The 17058-nt window shown below is 46.6% G+C and carries 17 protein-coding genes; 4 read left to right on the top strand and 13 right to left on the bottom strand.

The features are described from left to right. Positions 1–7: 7 nt before the first annotated feature. On the bottom strand, positions 8–1471 hold the full coding sequence (locus tag F7Y48_RS15090) for an AraC family transcriptional regulator (RefSeq protein ID WP_316684972.1): 1464 nt from the start codon (positions 1469–1471) through the stop codon (positions 8–10). Positions 1472–1638: 167 nt separating this feature from the next. On the opposite strand from F7Y48_RS15090, the gene nfsB reads away from it, so the two are divergent. Both nfsB and F7Y48_RS15080 read left to right on the top strand, forming a co-directional pair. Next, positions 1639–2292, top strand: a complete 654-nt coding sequence (nfsB, locus tag F7Y48_RS15085; RefSeq protein WP_074190356.1) for an oxygen-insensitive NAD(P)H nitroreductase — start codon at positions 1639–1641, stop codon at positions 2290–2292. Positions 2293–2361: 69 nt separating this feature from the next. Further along, the gene (locus F7Y48_RS15080; RefSeq protein WP_140069405.1) at positions 2362–2652 is read left to right on the top strand and encodes a putative quinol monooxygenase; all 291 of its coding nucleotides are present in this window, start codon (positions 2362–2364) and stop codon (positions 2650–2652) included. On the opposite strand, the gene F7Y48_RS15075 is transcribed toward F7Y48_RS15080, so the two are convergent. Next, on the bottom strand, positions 2649–3572 hold the full coding sequence (locus tag F7Y48_RS15075) for a LysR family transcriptional regulator (RefSeq protein WP_020838235.1): 924 nt from the start codon (positions 3570–3572) through the stop codon (positions 2649–2651). The two genes, F7Y48_RS15080 and F7Y48_RS15075, sit on opposite strands and share 4 nt — an antisense overlap. Before the next feature lie 132 nt (positions 3573–3704). On the opposite strand from F7Y48_RS15075, the gene F7Y48_RS15070 reads away from it, so the two are divergent. Next, positions 3705–3923, top strand: coding sequence for a VF530 family DNA-binding protein (locus tag F7Y48_RS15070; protein WP_005374929.1), 219 nt, complete (start codon positions 3705–3707; stop codon positions 3921–3923). 329 nt (positions 3924–4252) lie between these two features. On the opposite strand, the gene F7Y48_RS15065 is transcribed toward F7Y48_RS15070, so the two are convergent. Beyond that, positions 4253–4705: an acyl-CoA thioesterase gene (locus F7Y48_RS15065; RefSeq protein WP_005374933.1), complete on the bottom strand. Its 453-nt coding sequence runs from the start codon at positions 4703–4705 to the stop codon at positions 4253–4255. Between the two features lie 210 nt (positions 4706–4915). Between F7Y48_RS15065 and F7Y48_RS15060 the strand changes: the two genes are divergently transcribed. After that, entirely contained in the window at positions 4916–5680 is a 765-nt protein-coding gene (locus tag F7Y48_RS15060; protein WP_047009626.1) for a ferredoxin--NADP reductase, read from the top strand. Positions 5681–5814: 134 nt separating this feature from the next. Here the strand turns inward: F7Y48_RS15060 and F7Y48_RS15055 are convergent, their stop codons facing one another. The 10 genes from F7Y48_RS15055 to F7Y48_RS15010 form a co-directional block, all read right to left on the bottom strand. Further along, entirely contained in the window at positions 5815–6486 is a 672-nt protein-coding gene (locus tag F7Y48_RS15055; protein WP_237311376.1) for a DUF2057 domain-containing protein, read from the bottom strand. A gap of 216 nt (positions 6487–6702) precedes the next feature. Next, positions 6703–7851, bottom strand: a complete 1149-nt coding sequence (locus tag F7Y48_RS15050; protein ID WP_005396613.1) for an AI-2E family transporter — start codon at positions 7849–7851, stop codon at positions 6703–6705. Beyond that, a complete protein-coding gene (locus F7Y48_RS15045; RefSeq protein WP_005396612.1) occupies positions 7844–8530 on the bottom strand; it encodes a potassium channel family protein in 687 nt (228 codons plus the stop codon). The genes F7Y48_RS15050 and F7Y48_RS15045 overlap by 8 nt, the downstream gene beginning before the upstream one ends. A 16-nt stretch (positions 8531–8546) precedes the next feature. Further along, positions 8547–9437 (bottom strand): HlyD family secretion protein, encoded by an 891-nt coding sequence (locus tag F7Y48_RS15040; RefSeq protein ID WP_006740779.1) that lies wholly within the window; start codon positions 9435–9437, stop codon positions 8547–8549. A 12-nt stretch (positions 9438–9449) separates the two neighbouring features. Beyond that, positions 9450–9653 (bottom strand): DUF1656 domain-containing protein, encoded by a 204-nt coding sequence (locus F7Y48_RS15035; RefSeq protein ID WP_005462724.1) that lies wholly within the window; start codon positions 9651–9653, stop codon positions 9450–9452. After that, positions 9653–11296, bottom strand: coding sequence for a TolC family protein (locus F7Y48_RS15030; RefSeq protein ID WP_316684971.1), 1644 nt, complete (start codon positions 11294–11296; stop codon positions 9653–9655). The genes F7Y48_RS15035 and F7Y48_RS15030 overlap by 1 nt, the downstream gene beginning before the upstream one ends. 10 nt (positions 11297–11306) lie before the next feature. After that, positions 11307–13481 (bottom strand): FUSC family protein, encoded by a 2175-nt coding sequence (locus F7Y48_RS15025; RefSeq protein WP_316684970.1) that lies wholly within the window; start codon positions 13479–13481, stop codon positions 11307–11309. Between the two features lie 388 nt (positions 13482–13869). Further along, positions 13870–14739, bottom strand: a complete 870-nt coding sequence (locus tag F7Y48_RS15020; protein ID WP_021452935.1) for a DMT family transporter — start codon at positions 14737–14739, stop codon at positions 13870–13872. Positions 14740–14880: 141 nt separating this feature from the next. Then, positions 14881–15849 (bottom strand): HTH-type transcriptional regulator YidZ, encoded by a 969-nt coding sequence (gene yidZ / locus F7Y48_RS15015; protein ID WP_048625413.1) that lies wholly within the window; start codon positions 15847–15849, stop codon positions 14881–14883. Then, positions 15824–17014 carry an MFS transporter gene (locus F7Y48_RS15010; protein ID WP_316684969.1) on the bottom strand — a complete coding sequence of 397 codons (1191 nt, stop codon included), beginning with the start codon at positions 17012–17014 and terminating at the stop codon, positions 15824–15826. Before F7Y48_RS15010 ends, yidZ begins: the two co-directional genes overlap by 26 nt. Positions 17015–17058 lie beyond the last annotated feature (44 nt).

Below are 17058 nucleotides of genomic sequence, written 5' to 3'. Positions count from 1 at the left end.
GACAGTTTTAATTGAGCGGTTGCACAATAGGATATTGTATCGGGTAATGCTCTTTCGCGAGCTCGTTGCCGGATTCATCATAAAGGCGGAAACGGCACTGCTTTGCAGTTTGAGTGAGCGATAATTGCAGCACCCAACAAGCATAATGTAGCGAGTGTTTGGTTAAGCGCATTGCGTGAGGTGTGGGGTCATCATCGACGTAACAGTCAATCCTCACAACGTTTTCAAGTCGGCATGCCAGTTCGACAAAGAGCGTGTATTGCGCCCCGATATTAATCAGCTGCCGAGTCGGGACAATGTATTCCGTTGCGCCAATTAAAAGCCCCTTAGAAACCACATAATCACGCTGGTGGTTATTCTCAATGTAACGCTCCCCATCGACTTCATAACACAGGCGAAAGGTCAGGGGATGCGCCACCGGAAGTTCGGTCGTTGCCCAGAGTTCGGTGCCATGACTTAAAAAACGCTCGAAGAAGGCGGGGTAGCGCCGCCATGCGCCATCACGGTCACGGCATTCTACTGAGACCACTTTTTCAAACGCAATATTGTCCACTTCCATCCAGATTTTGCCGACAGGTTGGTCGATGTGATTATCGTCGAAGGTATTGGCTTTGGCGTAGTACAAGCGGATCGGTTGCTGATTTAGCTGAGTTCGGTTATCCAAACATTGTTGGCGATACTGCATGGGTGAAAACGGATACCAACGACGAAAAGTGCGGTGAAAGTTCGATGGTTCTTCATAACCGAGTTGATAGGCGATTTGCTGCGTTGTGAGTTGGGTGTCGGCAAGCAAAGTGAGTGCTTGCTTTCTTTTAGCGAAATCAACGCATTGAGAGTAGCTCATTTGCTTTTCTTGCAGTCGACGTTGCAAGGTGCGTTTGGAGACGCCCAGTTGCCTTGCCGCTTGCTCTAATTTGAGCGCGTAATTACTGTTTTTGATGAACAAGGCGTTCAAAACACTCAGCAATTCGGGTTGCTCAATGGGCTGGTGAGAAAGCAGCAAATAAACATGTTTCACCAGTTCAAACACGCTTGAACTCGTTTTAGAATCTCGCGTTTCCTCTAGAAAAATATCGGCCGCGAGTGGATTGTTGGCGTGAACTTGTACCTGTATTGATTCGCTTAGCTCAAGCATTTCCAACTGCATTTTGAGCAAGCCAAACACCGACTCCGCCCAATTTGGCATATCGGCCGTTCTACATTCGACTTGCAGATGGATTTGGGCATCACCATGTTGAAATGTGACGTACAAACGGCGGTCGAATAATGAGACACTTTTACTCCACCAAAGCAGCCCTTCTTGGAGGTTAGGCGCTTCTTTCAACATCATGCATTGCAAGGCCACCAACTTCTCAATGTGCCAATATTCGCCGGCAATTCGAAGGTGATTGTGACCGAGCTTTTTGCACAGAAAGGATGTAATAACGTTATCTTGAGGCAGCATGAGTTGAGTTTGGTTGCGAGCAAACATGCATTATTGCCGAAAAGATGAAGAAGTTCAGTGAGAACGCTCAAAGCCTTTCTTATCGTTTTATTTTCAAATTTATTTTGAAAATGTTTTTAATCGAAATCGGTTTTTCCCTTTATCTCATGAGGTTATGCTGTTACTCAGCTTAAACTCATTAATTGGAGAACCTCATGGATATCGTACAAGCTGCAAAATCTCGTTACTCAACGAAAGTGTTTGACCCAACACGCAAGCTACCTCAAGAAAAAATCGATGCAGTTAAAGAGCTGGTTCGTTTTAGTCCATCGAGTGTGAACTCTCAACCTTGGCATTTCATTCTGGCAAGCACAGAAGAAGGTAAACAGCGCATCGCTAAAGCGGCACAAGAGAACTACGCGTTTAACGCGGCGAAGATTCTCAACGCTTCTCACGTATTGGTGTTTTGTGCGAAAACAGGCATTGATAACGACTACATTGAAGCGCTAATGGCGCAAGAAGAAAAAGATGGCCGATTCCCAACCGAAGAAGCGAAAGCGGCTGTGCGCGGTGGTCGTAGCTACTTTGTGAACATGCACCGTTTTGATCTGAAAGATGCGAACCATTGGATGGAGAAACAAGTTTACCTCAACGTGGGTACGTTGCTGCTGGGTGCTTCGACGCTAGAAATCGATGCAGTGCCAATTGAAGGGTTTGATCCCAAAGTGCTGGATGAAGAATTTGGCTTGCGCGAAAAAGGTTACACCAGCGTTGTGATCGTGCCGCTTGGCTACCACGCGGAAGATGACTTCAACGCGAAAACGCCAAAGTCTCGCTGGGACGCAGAAACCGTATTCACCGAGATCTAATTCGAGCTTACTTGCTGGTTACGTAGAACCCTGTAACCAATATATAAATCGCAAAAGAGTGATAAAACGATGATCCACTTAGTTGCAGAAGTGAAAGCCTACCCAGACAGCAAGGATCAGGTGGTGAATTTGCTTGCTGGTTTACTAGAGCCAACTCGTCAAGAAGAAGGCTGTTGCCAATACGAGTTGTATCTTGATGAGAAAGTTGAAGGCCTATTTATGTTCCAAGAGATTTGGGCATCGCAAGAGGCCTTGGATAAGCATTTGCAAAGCCCACACATGGCGATGTTTCTTGAAACATTGGAAGAGAACGATTGGGTTGAGTATACCCAGATTCGTCCTCTACGATTTATCGCCTAATGACAGAAGGTTGCCAGCACGTTGGCGCGTTGCTGGCAGCATTTTTGTTGGATAAAGTCGCGGAAAGTCCGAATCGTTGGCGTTAGTAACCGACGATCGGCGCACACCATGTAGAGCGGTACTGGGCCGCAATCCCACTCTGGTAACACTCGCACCAATCTTCCTTCGATTAAGTCTCGGCTGATGTCCATCAACGATTTATTCGCAATGCCTTTGCCTTTGATCGCTAACCGATGTGGCAAGTCACTATCGTTGCTCATCAAGTTACCGCTGACCACGACTTGTTCTTTCTCGCCGTCACGCGTGAGCGTCCATTTGTTGTAGACCGAATCCGCGACCATATAGCACAAACAGTTGTGTTGCGTTAAATCGGCAGGAGAGGTGAGTTCTGGATGTGTAGCTACGTACTCTGGCGATGCACATAAGATCCGCTCGTTTGCCCCACACAATGCCAACACGACCAGATTAGAGTCGGCCGGCTCGCCGTAGCGAATCGCAATATCGACAGGCTTGGTGTACATATCCGTCAAGCTATCGGACAGCTCTAGTTTGATGGAAACATTTGGGTAGAGATCGATGAACTCATCCACCCAATCGAGCAACATATTGCGACCAAAATCGGAGGGCGCAGTAATGTGCAGTTGACCAGATAACTCACCACGCGCACTTGAGATCTGATCCAACCCCTCTTGCAATGTTGCCAACGCTTGCGTGGTTTTGTCTAAAAATAGTTCGCCCTCTGAGGTTAAACGCAGGCTTCGGGTAGAACGCACAAACAGCGGGAAACCGATTTGCCCTTCAAGACGCTTAATCGATGCGCTAATGGCGGCAGGTGTCATGTCCATGCTGTTAGCGGCTTTTGAAAAGCTGCCTTGGCGCGCGGTTTCGACAAAAATATTGAGGTCGTTGAGGGCTTTCATAATGAAAAGGGCTTTTAAGAAGTTTGGGTTACTATAGGGGAGAGTCGTAGGCCAATTCAAGGTTAAAACATTAGGTTGCACGGCGAGTTTGAGTTAGATTAGCGTGCAACTTCACTTTACCGGATCAATAGCATGAGCCAACAGCAGCCGAACAACCCACTTCACGGGTTGAGTTTAGAAAAAATCGTCACCCGACTAGTTGAACACTTTGGTTGGAATGGCATGTATGAGCGCGTTCGAGTGAACTGTTTTAAGAAAGATCCGTCGATCAAATCTTCTCTGAAGTTTTTGCGTAAAACGCAATGGGCAAGAGATAAGGTGGAAGCGCTGTACATCGAGACGTTCTGCTAATCACTCTATGGCCTGCAGCAAGCGGTAAGTAGATTCTTAGTCTCGCCTTGGCTCGCTAGAATGACGCAGCTTTTCTTATCGCGTAGGCTGGAAGAGTAGCTCTGCTGTTATGTCTAAAGCGTGATTCAGAATCTACCCTCAGATTGTATTGAGTTTATTCATAGCTCTATGGCCTGCAGCAAGCGGTAAGTAGATTCTTAGTCTCGCCTTGGCTCGCTAGAATGACGCTAGTTCTCTTATCGCGTAGGTTGGAAGATTAGCCATACGTTATTCCCGACAGCGATGAAGAATCGCTGTCGGTAACCTCGCCTTTAATCTCTTGTTTCTTGCTACTCTAAATGATGCGTGCTACCCACAGTTCCTTCCAAGTCTAAAATCGACTGGCGAACGTGGTCAGGAATCGCCGCTTTTACGTTGTTCTTAAAATCAAACATCACACCAGTAGCGGTCGCGATGGTCGCAATCTTACCCCACTTCTTACTCAGCACTTGGTATTCCATCGTGATGCGATCTTCTTGCATGTCGATCACGCGCGAGCCGACTAATAACGTGTCTGGGTAAGTGACAGGAAGCTTGTAGCGGCATTGCGTCTCGCTCAGTACTGGCCCAATTTGCGAGGTTTGCAGGTCGACTAGCAGATTAATTTTGTTGAAGTAATCTAAACGCGCCGTCTCAAAGTAGCGAAAATAGACAACGTTATTGACGTGTTGCAGAGCATCCATTTCACCCCATGCGACTTTGATCTCTGTGATAACGGGAAAGTCCTTTAACAGTGTGTCCATTTTTAGTGCTCCTTTTTCATCTGCATTGCCACAAATTGCGACGCGACTTATCACTTTGAGCATTTATTCTAGATGTAATCATTTAATATGTAATAAAATTGTTTTTAAAATGTGAAATGAAATGGCAATCTTATTATGTAAACTAGAAACTTTACATAATCGAGTTGAAGGCGTAAGTTTAACTAAGAGTAACCAAATAGGAGGTGTCTCATGACTGAGCTGAAAGGTTTCAATCTAGCCAAGGTGGAAAAACGCATTGACTGGACTGGCGAGCTGTTCAGTTTAAGGGTCTCAGGCGCGCCTCTTACCTTTAAAGCCGGCCAGTTCACCAAGCTTGCTTTGCTAGATGATGAGGGCAAGCCGATCAGTCGTGCTTACTCTGTGGTTAATGCACCAAGCGAACAGTTCGATTGGTTGGAGTTCCTAATAGTAGCGGACCCTCAAGGACAACTTTCCCCAAGGCTCCAAAAGCTTAAATCTGGTGATAGTATTTATGTTGGTGAGACCGCACATGGTGACTTAATCCACGACTCTATTCCTAAACAGGCTCATGATCTGTGGCTGCTATCTACAGGTACAGGTATTGGACCGTTTTTATCGCTACTGGATGATATAAACTTACCACCCCATAATGAGCGAATTGTGCTTGTTCATGCGGTTCGCTACGAAAAAGATCTGGTCTACAAATATCTGATTGAGCAACTACAGCAACGATATGAAGGCAGATTAAAGTACATCCCGATAGTCAGTAGGGAAGTGGTGGATGGCCAGTTACAAGGTCGAATTCCCGAACTCATCGAATCGGGTAGACTGTCCAACGCTGCTGATGTGCCATTCTCTGCTCAAAGTAGTTTTGTCATGATGTGTGGGAACCCGCAGATGATCAAAGATACCTTGCCAGTCTTACAAGGGCTTGGGTTGGAAAAGTATCGTCCTAAAACAGGAGGCAATATCATCTATGAGCGTTACTGGTAGCGTTTGGTTAAATTGATATAACCATATTGAAGACATGATGATCACCAATACCAAAGTCGCTCAAGCTTCCTAGCTTGTTCGATCAAAAAAGCCACATGAAGTGGCTTTTTTAATATCGATAGAGTTAATCAGACTTATTGTTGATTAACGTACGCTTTAAAGCGAGCTTTGGTTTCTGCGTCTGCTTTTTGGTACCAGAAGTGCAGCATCTCTTCTGCTGTCGAATCTGATTTAGCCGCAGTCGCTCTCGCTTGTTTCATATCTTCAGGAATCTTTGCTGGCAGTGTGACTGGTTGAGCAACGGCTGCACCAGCAACAGCGATAGCAGCAACGCCGCCTGTTTTGTTGTAGCTTTCCACTTCACGTACGTAATCACGACCGATTTGCATACCCGGTTTGATCAATTTGTCTTGCTCAACGGCGACGGTGTTGCCTGAATCATCAACCAGTTTCCAATCTAAGTCCTTGATCTTTTCTTCCGCATCGCGAAGGTTGCGGTATTCTGGCATTTGTAGCGTCAGCTCGGCATTGGCAGCGTCAAATCGTGTAACGATAACATCGCTTTCAACACTTAAACGGTCATTACCTTGGTTAAAGTAAGGGGCGAAGCGAAATACGACTTGGTTAACGCCATCAGGTAACGTTAGTGTTCTTTCCGAGGCGAAAAAACCACCCGAAAGGTCTGCTTTTTCACCGTTAGCCGCTAATACTGAAACGTTGTCAGGAACACTCACGGTTACATCTGCGAATGCCATGCCACTCATTGCGAGAGCAAGCGCACAAGTTAAAGGCTTGATCAATTTCATTGTTTTTATCCTAAGCAAATTAGTGGTCATCGAGAGTGCATCGTTCATTGCCCGATTGCAACTCCCAAGTGTAAGAAGTATGAAAATTTAACAAGAACGTCATTTTTATCGCATTTATTACGGGGAAACTGTGATCCAAATAGAATCAAACCGCTGCAATAGAGCGGTTTGATATCATAAATTATAGATTAAATTTCTTTCTAACTTATTGATTTATTAAATGCCTGCACCGTGTCCAGGCTCTGATTGGTCATCAGAAGCGTCTTGTTGTTCTGCCATTTCTTCTTGCTGTTGTGCTTTCTCAATGCTCAACCACCAAACAAATAACTCATACCAAATCGCCAGGATAACAGCACCTAAGAACAGACCAACGATGCCGTAGAAAAGCATACCACCGATGGCACCGAGCAGAATCACAGGCATTGGTACGTCGACACCACGTCCCATTAACATTGGTTTGAACAGGTTTTCAGAAAGAGCTGCAACTACTACCCAGACAGTAAACATGGTGGCTGTCGTTGTATCTTGAGTCATGTACATAAAGCCGATCACTGGTAGTACGGCAAGCAGCGCTGGTAGCTGAGCGATACACAAGATCATCAGAATCAGAGTGAGCAAACCAGCTGCTGGAACGCCAAATACAAAGAAACCAGCACCGATCAATAGGGCTTGAATCGCCGCCACACCGACTACGCCAAGCAGTACGCTTTTAATGGTTGCTGCGATAAGCGTGGTCCAGCTTTTAGCGTTTTCACCAGCGGTACGAATAGCGATGGTTCTTAGCCCTGATGCTGCAGATTCAGAGTACGTCATAAAACCTGCTGCAATCGCAAGTGACAAGATTGAAAGCAGTAAACTGCCCAATACACCGCCAAGTGTGCCTAGCAAAGAAGTGAGCGCGGACTTTATCTGCGGCATAAAGGTTTGAATCGCTTGTTCAAGGTTAGTCGCGAATAGGGTCCACACCTCATAGAGCTTATCACCTACGACAGGCCAATCCGCAACGGAAGGTTTTGGACCTGGGATCTTCACTTGTCCGTTTTGCAATACTTCAAGCGCATGCGTTGCACCATCCACAATGGAGCCTGACACCATAACAAGTGGTGTGACTAAGAGTGCAATACCAAGTAAAGCAATCGTTGTGGCTGCCAGGCCTCTACGACCGCCATATGCACGCTCCAGCTTTTTTGTAAGTGGCATTAAAGCGACGGCTATAATTGCACCCCAAATAACGGGAAGAATGAAGGGTTTGATGATGTCGTATGTAAACATCAGCAAGACGAAGATCAAGCCAATGCGTATTGCTGATTCCACCATATTACTGATGAAAAGCTTACTGTCGATTTTTACCGATTGTTTATCCATTTTTGTTTACCTGATGATCAATGTTAGAGCTGACGAGACTTGAAACAACAATCGCCATATAGAACACACCTGTAATGGCCTCTAAATACACCACGACTTGAGCCAATGGCGTTAGAGGGCTGATATCGCCATAACCAAGCGTGGTTAAGGTGACGAAACTAAAATACGCCGCATTAGAGAAATTCTGCCCCCAAGAAATGGCTTCCATCCCAGTGAATGAGGTTGGCGAGAACTCTAGAAGAATGAGATAGGCAATTGCCCACATCAGACCAAGCAGTAAGAAAAGCGCGACTGAGCCAATGACTTTGTTGCTATTGACGTGGCCAGTGAAAAGAATCTGCCTTGCGATGGATTTAAAAGTGCCGAAAAAGAATGCGAAGGTGAGGGCAAGCATCACTACATTCATCTCTCGGATGTTGAAAACGGTCTTGATAACAATCACAAGAACCCAAACGCCAAACAGGGTATAGAGGAAACGAGACCACATTTTGTCGAAGCGAAGGCTGGCAAAACAGACAATGAACGTGAGAACCGTGAACGCCTGCAGTATGTGTTCAATCGTACCTTCACCTACCACTTGTGCCATCGCACTCCCTAGCAACAAAATCACCAGCGCTAAAGTTAGATAGAAGAAGTTGTTTTCTTCATTAATGTTTTTGAGTTTTTTACCAATGACCATGGTTCTTCTCACTTAGTTACTGTTCATTTTCTGCCGATGAATCTTTCATCACCATGATGGACGCAGAAAGCCCGAATCGAAGATCAACATCTTCTGGAAGTTCTTGGATTGAGATTCGCACCGGAATACGTTGTGCTAAGCGAATCCACTGAAATACAGGGTTCACGTTTGGAAGAAGGTTGTAGCCGACCGTGCCGTCTTTCGGCGCAATACCCCAACCGATAGAGTCAACCGTTGCGTCAATTGGCGTGTCTGGGTGAGACATCAAAGTGACACGTGCTTGGCTACCCGGTTCGATTTGCGCGAGTTGGTTTTCACGGAAGAAACCAAACACCCAGAAACTGTTCTTGTCGATCAGCGCCAGCAGTGGCTGGTTTGCGACCGCTTGCGTACCGTTTCGAATATCGAGGTTAGACACAAAACCATCGACGGTCGCATAAACTTTGGTAAAGCTGAGGTTAAGGCGCGCTGATTTTAATTGCTCTTCTGCAGATTTGATTTGCAGTAGCGATTCTTCGTAAGCGATTTCACGACGAATCAGATCCTTGTGAGAAACCGCGCCGCGGTCTTTGGCGCGAATATCTTTAAGGCGGTCGTATTCGATTTTTTTACCGCGAGAGCTAACAATGGCGCGTTCTAGTGCCACTTCGGCTTGAGACAAAGCAACTTCGTAAGTCGCAGGGTCGATTTCAAACAGTAAATCGCCTGTTTTCACTTCTTGGTTGTCTTGCACCGCGACATTTACAATTGGGCCTGATACACGAGGAGCTACTTTGATGACGTTCGCGCGCACTTGGCCGTCGCGTGTCCAAGGGTTATTAAAATACTCTTCAAATTTTTGATAGCCGAGCCAAGCTGCGCCACCAAGAATGACAAGATTGAGTGCGATTACGAATAGTTTTTTCATCTTGTTTGGCACCTAAAATTGAATATAAAAGCTGTCGATGGCCACCACATAACCGACCATGATGGCAATAAACGTCAGAGACGGAAAAGCAATGAAGCGAGACAGACGTGTCTTGTTCAATATCATCACCGTTATCCACGTTGCCGTGACGGCGAGAAAGAGCACCAGTAACGTGGGAGAAAAGTAAATGTCTCCCCAAGAGAGTTCATGAGGCATTAGAGATCCTCCGTTTTGTTCTCATCACTGGTCTCATCCGGAGTTTCGAGGCGCAAAGGCGGCAATACGCGGTTTTCTTCATTTAAATAACCATCCCAGTCAGTTCGTTCTGTCATTTGCTTGGCAATAGATTCACTGAGGAAGGGTTTGCCTGTTTGGGTTTGCCAGCCTCCACCTAGGGCTTTGTAGAGCGCTACAACTTGGTTCGCGACGTTCCCTTTGATCGTTGCGTAGCTGTCTTCTGCACGGGTCATTTTCTCTACCGAGTTGAGCAGACGTTCAAAAGAGATTTGGCCATTTTCGTACTGCGTCATGGAGATGTTGAATGCACGAATGGAAGAGTTGACTGATTGCAAACGTAAATCTTTTTGCTGCAAATACAGGTCATACGCTTCGATTGCATTGGTCACTTCATTAACGGCTTGCAGCACTTTTTTGTTGTAGTTCGTCAGCGTTTCTTGGAAGCGAGCATCTTCGAAACGAATGTTATTTTTCACGCGTCCGTATTGGAAAATATTCCAACTGAACGTTGGGCCGACCACCATGGTGAGCGAATCGCTAAAACTGAAACTGCTGCCATCGGGAACCGTACTGTCGATACCGATGGAACCGAACAATGAAAAGCTTGGGTAAAGAGCGGTTTCCGCCACGCCAATTTGTGCGCTTTGTGCGCGAGCTTGCATCTCAGAGACTTGCAAATCCGGACGTCGCATCACTAAGTTTGCGTCCACTTGGGTATCCAACAGCGGTGGACGCGGCACAATGGAGCGCTCGTCGGTGCCCGATAAAGCCGATTTTCTGCCTGTCGATTTGAACTGTTTTTCGTAGTCAGCAATTTGCTTATGCATTCCATCTGATTGCAGCAGCTCGTCTACTTCTTCCGGTAATGCACCTAATAATAACGCCAACGCGGTACGTGATTGTTTCATCGCGACTTCGAGACTCGGTAATGCCGCTTTGGTGGTATAGAGTTGGTTTTTCGCCTGTTGAACGTCCAATTCTGTAACGTTACCAGAGTCGAACTGCACCTGTGTAATGCGGACGACACGCTCTTGAATCTCGATATTGCGACGAGACAGCAAAATACGTTCTTGGAATGTGCGATAGTTGATGTAATTACGCGCCACTTCTGCGGTGATGGTGACCATGATGTCGTGATACGACGCGATGGATGCGTAATAACCGGCTTCTGCTGATTCGATGCCACGAGCGTATTTGCCCCAAATATCCATTTCCCACGCCGCATCAAACGACAGAGCGGCGTTGTTTACACCCTGATCATTCACGTAGGCACGCGCTAGATTTCCTGACACGGTTTGAACTTGCGGGTATTGCAAGCCGGTCGAAATGCCGAGCAATGAACGCGCTTGAACAATGCGCAGCCCCGCGGCTTCTATGTCTAGGTTTTGCTCATTCGCCAACTCGACTAATTGATTGAGCGTCGGGTCGTTAAACTGCTGCCACCACTGTTGTAATTGTTGCTCGGATTGCTGCGTATCTTTGGCTGCTTTTTGCACCGACCAATCGCTTGGTAATGGCGTTTGCGGTGGGTGGACATAGTCTGGCCCCACAGTGGTACACGCACTGAGCCCGAGCAGAGAAAGTATGGCGAGGCTTGGTTTAGTTAGTTTTGGAAGCATCATATCCCCACCTTTAAAAACGCTTCTGTTGTAAGTTCACCCAATCGATATCCTCGTAGGTTTGCTTGCAATGCTTGATTGCTTCGAACACGTTCCGTTTTAAATTCAGCAAGATATAAAAACCGGCTATCTCTGAATAAGCGTAGTCAGATAAATCTAACTCACTAAAAAAATCTTCCAGTTTATCTTCGAATGATTGGTAATCCTGACTGTATTGGTCGAATACGGAATCGAGTTCTTGTGTTGCTTGATGGCTGGCTAAAGCGCCCGCCATCAAAGGAATGATGGAATCGCGGTGTTGTTGGCGAAGTTGAGTAATCAGCGGATTGGTCAGCAACTTTTTCTCGGCGGCCATTAAGATGTTGATGTGATTACTGAGTACATCACACGCTTTGCTAAACGCGCCAATCGCTTCTGGCGTGGTTTTGTCAAAGTGTTTGTGGTTGATTTTCGAACCCCACACCTTGAGCTTTTTCGATGAGACGTTGAGCGTCACCAAATGCAAGGCCCGTTTGAGCGGCGTAATAATCGAGCTAGACTGCTTCTGATAGGAGTCAAACAGATCCCGAGTGTGCCTAAAATAGCGCTCTTTTATGGTCAAAAAGAGGTGTTCTGGTCGTGAGCTAAACGGGAAGTAGTGCGCGAAAATGATCATGAACACCACCATGTAGAACAGCAGCATGATCGTCATGAGGATTCCGAAGTGATAGAACATGTTGTTGTCTAAACCGAGAACAAACAAGCCCACCATGTAGAAAATCGTCACTGGCCCGTTAAACAGATAAAAGCCGATAAAGGTGTAGATAAAGATGAACAGACCAAGTTCTAACCCGAGATCCAATTGCGGAAGAATGAAGACGTAAGAAGGCACCGCGAACAAGAAGCCGAAAGTGAACAGCACAAGCAACAAAATCGGGTGCACAGGCACGAACGACAGCAAAGACATAAACATGGTCGAGAAGACTACGAACGAGTAGCCGCCTGGTGGATTGAAATAAATCCAAATCAGTCCTGCAACCCAATAAGTGACAAAGGTTTTGACCGCGGTTTTAAAGTTTTCTGCGTCCCACCATAGAAACTTGCCTTTCGGTTTCGGCAGTGGCACGTCAAAGGAGACATTGTTCGTTACAGAGTCAATGCAGCTAATGCTCTCCGCTAAACGCGACAAGTTTTGATGCATGAGCCCCAAGAGGTGCCCCAGCATAAGCGCAGAGCCTTTCTCTAGGTGCGCCGCGTCTTCAAGCAACGCCTGGTTGTATTCGACTTTGAACTCTTGAGCACGAAAAGCGGGCTCTTTTTCGTCCCAGACTTGTTGGCAGGTATCAAATAGCGCGTCAATTTCCGCAACGGCTTGATCAAAGTTGCTGATGCTTTCACGGTCTTGCTGGTGGCTAAAGTGGCTGTGCGCCGCGACGGTCAATTGTTGCGTTACCTGCTTGTTCAAATGAACCGCCAAGCGCCACTCTTTCATGTAGGCCGACACGTCGCTGCATTCCACACTGACTGTGGCAAAACGCTGTTCGAGCGCATTTTGGGCGGCAAACATCTGTTCGATAAGAGAATCCACGCTAGGTTGTGGCTCTTCAGCTTCTGGATTTTCGACTCCCTCTTCTTGAGGAGAAACTTGCCCTGCCGATTTTTGCTCGAAATTTTGCAAGACAGCGGTGAACAGCGCGCGTTGTGCTTGGTTGAGTTGTTCGATGAGTTGTCTTAGGTTTTGTTCTGTTTTGGTCGGGAATAAGAAAGTCCCCACGAGTGTGTAAACCACCACCCCAAACACCGTCATATAAGCGCGGTCAACGCCATAAAGAAACGCACCTTCTGCGTCACCTCCATTGGACATCATCAGCGTCATGACGCCGGTCAGCATGAGTAGCGTTGGATCTTTTTGGTAGGCATTACGGAAGTAAAAAATGAAAGAGACCACAACCGACACGCTCAGCATGTACAGCAAGCGGTCTTGAGCAAACAATCCCACCAGTAACAAGCCAACGACGGCGCCAACCAACGTACCGAACACGCGTAAGGTACCTTTGGCGAGGGATTCACGACGACTGCCTGTGGATGCAATCAGCATCACTGTGGTTGCGGCCGTCGATGCTTGCGGCCAACCCATGGCAAACGGGATCAGATAAGCCAGAGTCAGGCTAAGCGATACTTTAATAGCGAATTTTATTTTGTCGTTCATAGTGTCAAAGTTTGCTCAGGCTTATCGTTATAAGTTGATGAATTTCTTATGTGAATATTCAGAATCTTGTTCTGAATAAATTCGGGGGGCGGAATATAGCGGGTGAAAAAGTGTGCTTTGTAAACCCTTTGTCAAAACACAAAGTGCGTATTTGGCTCGATCTCGCGCTAGCCCTTGGCGTTATTGACGAAACGCCTAAAACGAGCAAAATCGCGATCTGTGACGATTCTCACTTTTGAAACAAAACCGTCGTGTTGTGTGAGCCAATTCTCACCTTATATCCTTCGCCTGATACTAAAGCAGGCCACTCGTACCATCTGCAATGAGCTTTGCTGCTTTAAAAAGCATAGATGATGAATGGGTATTTGAGAGGGAAAGTTATTATTTTTTATCGGCTTGCCGATTGTTCGCTTGTTTTTTTGGATCGAGATAAAAAAACCAAAGCGATACCACCAAGAATGATGCCACTGGTTAAAAGTGTATGCAGTGAAAGAGACTCGTGGAGTACGACGGTACCTAACAGCAAAGCAATGGCTGGCACGGAAAGTTGGCTGACGGCGGCTTGAAGCAAAGAGAGCTTACGCATGACTTGATACCAAAGTGTATAACCAAGGCCAGATGCAATGGCGCCAGACGTGATAGCGAGCAAAATTCCGCTCAGAGAGAGATGGATTGAGGACAGCATCAATGGTGATAGCAGTATGCCAATTATAGATGCAGCGATAAATCCCCACGTGATGCCACTACTTGGAGAAGGTGCTTGTTTGCCGAGCGCAGTAAACGCAGCCCAACAAACGCCAGAAATCAACATGAGAAGTGCAGAACTGATGTCGGGGCGAGTGGCAGATGGCAACATTAACCAAACAAAGCCAACAATCGAAAGGCCGATACCGATGATTTCGAGAAACTGAAAGCGCTCACCTTGCCACCAATAGATGGCCAGTAACGTCAGTTGCACGGCACCAAACAAAAGCAAAGCACCGGTTCCTGTCGCCAGTTGTAAGTACGCGAAAGAGAAAAGGGCAGCGTAACCAAATAACGCCACGCCAGCAAAAAAGCGAAAGCGAGAAGTTGGCCGATCGGTTTTCCACTGACCTCTCACGACAAGCAATGCGATTAAGGTAATCGCGCCAGATATCAATCGAACGAGAGTGAAGCTTCCTGCATCAATCAACCCTTCGGCCAATGCAAGTCGGCACAATAATGAATTGGCGGCGAACGCCAGCATCGTAATAGCAGTGAGTAAAAAGGTCGACATCCTTGGCCCTTAACGCAGAAATATGGATTGAGTGTAGCGTCAAACGGCCTTTTTCATTAGTTGATAAAGTGATTAGTTATAGCTGTCAGAGCGAGAAAACCATCAAAAATCACCAAAGAAAACCTGACCTTAGCCTGAGTGTTACTGTGGTAGGGATTGTTGTTTGTACAATGACTTGATGGTGTTTTTCAACCATAGCAATTTGGGATTGTACGCATTGCGTTTATGCCAAATCATGGTAAATGGAATCAGTAACTTGTCTTGTTGAGTTTGGTCTAACGGAATTGGCAAGCACACCAAATCGAGATGCAGCTTTTCTGTGTAGCTTTTGCAATAGTGCGGCGCGGTGGTGATCATGTCATGCGTCGGCTGCGCTGCCATAAAAAGGGATTGCTCAAAGTTGGACATCGTCAGCCCGATAGAGCGCTGTAGCCCTAGTTCCGTTAACACTTCATCCAACGCCCAAGTTTCACTTTTTTCCCAAACAATATTGATGTGTTGGTAGCTCAGAAAGGTCTCGAGATTCCACTCTTGCTGTAATGCCGGATGATCTTTATGTAAATACACCATCGGCAGGTCATAAAATAGAATCTCAAAATCCAAGAAATACGGCAGAAGATCCAACGACTCTTTCGATCTCGGGTGACTTTCTCGGCCGGTAAAACCGATATCTGCCTCGCCTCGAATGATGGCGTCGAGTGAATCGTAATCCCAGTTACTGGTTTTTACTTTCGCTTCAGGGTATCGCTGGTGGATAGCGACGATGAGTCTGTCCAGCACCGTGAGTACTAATGGCGACTCAATCGTGATATCAAAACGCACTCCTTTAGGCGTAATATCGCTGCGTTTTTCTGCAATCTGGCTGCCAATTTGCAGCCATTCTGCAAGATCTTGCTCCATGCTTTGCGCCAAAGGCGTTGGCGCAAGACCTTTAGGTGTTTTGACAAACAAAGGATCATCGAACCAATGACGAAGTTTGTTGAGCGACTTACTTACGGTAGAGGGCGTAACGTTCAGCTTTTTCGAGGCTTTCGAGACGCTTTGCTCTTGCAGCAATAATTGCAGAGTGAACAATAAGTTTAAATCAAGTCGCGCTAGGGATTTCTTCATAATGGGTATCGTGAACAGGCTTTGGAATCAATAGTATTAGAGCAAGGCTGATTACGCTACCTAACACTAAGATAAACACCAACATATTCAGTGCACTAACGCCGATGAAACCCATAAACCAAATATAGAACGCGGAACTACAAACTTGAGCAATGCCCAGTAGTGAGCTCGCCACGCCAGCTTGTTGAGAGAATGGGCTGAGCGCTTGGCTCATGGCCACGCCAAAGCCACAAGCGAAGCCAGCGCAAATCAGCCCAAGTCCGAACACATAGTAATGAGATTGTCCATCATGGAAATGGGCAGCACTGAGCAGGATGCCTGCACAAGCGAGCAATACTTGAGAGGTCATCATTAAGGTTCGCTGCTTGAAAATCCCCAATGCCAATGGCGCCGAGAACGAAATCAACATACTGATCGTCGCAGTCCCGGCCATGATGGAAGAATAGCCACCGCGATCAAAACCAAGCATGCTCATCACGACAATTGGTGAAGCGTTAACAAAGGTCAGAATGGTGGTCACTCCAAGTGCAGTAATGATCAGCCTACTGATAAAAAATCGCTCGAAGAAAGTCTCTTGATGGATCTCTGGCGCTGTCTGTTCTTCACCTTGTTGGCTGGGTAGTGATTCCTTGAGCACAAAAATGGCCAATACACTGACGAGAATGCCCATTCCTGCCATCGTGGTAAACAAACTTGGCCAAGGAAATTTCAGCATAATCAAGTGACCAATCACGGGTGCGATCACTGGAATGATACAGGTGATGCCATTGAGCATCGACAATACTTTCGCGCGGCGTTCATCGTCTAACGTGTCGCGTAAAATCGCGAATGCGACGACATAGCAAGATCCAGCTCCGATGCCTTGGCAAAAGCGAGCAATCAAGAAAGTGTTTGGTTGCTCAGCCATCCCGCCGAGAAAAGACGCGAGCACGAAGATCATCGCGCCGACGACGGCAACAGGCTTTCGTCCCACAGAGTCTGCAACTTTCCCCGCGAATAACATGGTGGTAGCCATGCCAGCTAAATAGATCGAAAACGCAATATGCAACTGAGATTCACTGGCGTTGAGATCTGACGCAATTTGAGGCAAACCAACAAGATACAAATCAATGGCAGTAGGGTAGAGTAAAACGAGTGCAAAACTACAAAGTAAAAAACGGGACATGGAAACCTCTCTATCGAATGGCGAGGATAATAGAGTGCTAAACG

The sequence above is a fragment of the Vibrio sp. 2-1-2a genome, assembly GCF_032648565.1.
GTDB classification, from domain to species: domain Bacteria; phylum Pseudomonadota; class Gammaproteobacteria; order Enterobacterales; family Vibrionaceae; genus Vibrio; species Vibrio diabolicus.
Note: the sequence above shows the minus strand (reverse complement) of the source record. Positions and strands in the feature narration are given on the sequence as shown.

Bases quoted from the DNA above. Each gene is read 5' to 3' on its own strand.
- F7Y48_RS15025 (WP_316684970.1), bottom strand. From the start codon at position 13,481: ATGAACGACAAAATAAAATTCGCTATTAAAGTATCGCTTAGCCTGACT.
- yidZ (WP_048625413.1), bottom strand. From the start codon at position 15,849: ATGAAGAAATCCCTAGCGCGACTTGATTTAAACTTATTGTTCACTCTG.
- F7Y48_RS15035 (WP_005462724.1), bottom strand. From the start codon at position 9,653: ATGCCTCATGAACTCTCTTGGGGAGACATTTACTTTTCTCCCACGTTA.
- F7Y48_RS15040 (WP_006740779.1), bottom strand. From the start codon at position 9,437: ATGAAAAAACTATTCGTAATCGCACTCAATCTTGTCATTCTTGGTGGC.
- F7Y48_RS15080 (WP_140069405.1), top strand. From the start codon at position 2,362: ATGATCCACTTAGTTGCAGAAGTGAAAGCCTACCCAGACAGCAAGGAT.
- F7Y48_RS15010 (WP_316684969.1), bottom strand. From the start codon at position 17,014: ATGTCCCGTTTTTTACTTTGTAGTTTTGCACTCGTTTTACTCTACCCT.
- F7Y48_RS15090 (WP_316684972.1), bottom strand. From the start codon at position 1,471: ATGTTTGCTCGCAACCAAACTCAACTCATGCTGCCTCAAGATAACGTT.
- F7Y48_RS15030 (WP_316684971.1), bottom strand. From the start codon at position 11,296: ATGATGCTTCCAAAACTAACTAAACCAAGCCTCGCCATACTTTCTCTG.
- F7Y48_RS15075 (WP_020838235.1), bottom strand. From the start codon at position 3,572: ATGAAAGCCCTCAACGACCTCAATATTTTTGTCGAAACCGCGCGCCAA.
- F7Y48_RS15065 (WP_005374933.1), bottom strand. From the start codon at position 4,705: ATGGACACACTGTTAAAGGACTTTCCCGTTATCACAGAGATCAAAGTC.
- F7Y48_RS15020 (WP_021452935.1), bottom strand. From the start codon at position 14,739: ATGTCGACCTTTTTACTCACTGCTATTACGATGCTGGCGTTCGCCGCC.
- F7Y48_RS15050 (WP_005396613.1), bottom strand. From the start codon at position 7,851: ATGGATAAACAATCGGTAAAAATCGACAGTAAGCTTTTCATCAGTAAT.
- F7Y48_RS15055 (WP_237311376.1), bottom strand. From the start codon at position 6,486: ATGAAATTGATCAAGCCTTTAACTTGTGCGCTTGCTCTCGCAATGAGT.
- F7Y48_RS15060 (WP_047009626.1), top strand. From the start codon at position 4,916: ATGACTGAGCTGAAAGGTTTCAATCTAGCCAAGGTGGAAAAACGCATT.
- F7Y48_RS15045 (WP_005396612.1), bottom strand. From the start codon at position 8,530: ATGGTCATTGGTAAAAAACTCAAAAACATTAATGAAGAAAACAACTTC.
- nfsB (WP_074190356.1), top strand. From the start codon at position 1,639: ATGGATATCGTACAAGCTGCAAAATCTCGTTACTCAACGAAAGTGTTT.
- F7Y48_RS15070 (WP_005374929.1), top strand. From the start codon at position 3,705: ATGAGCCAACAGCAGCCGAACAACCCACTTCACGGGTTGAGTTTAGAA.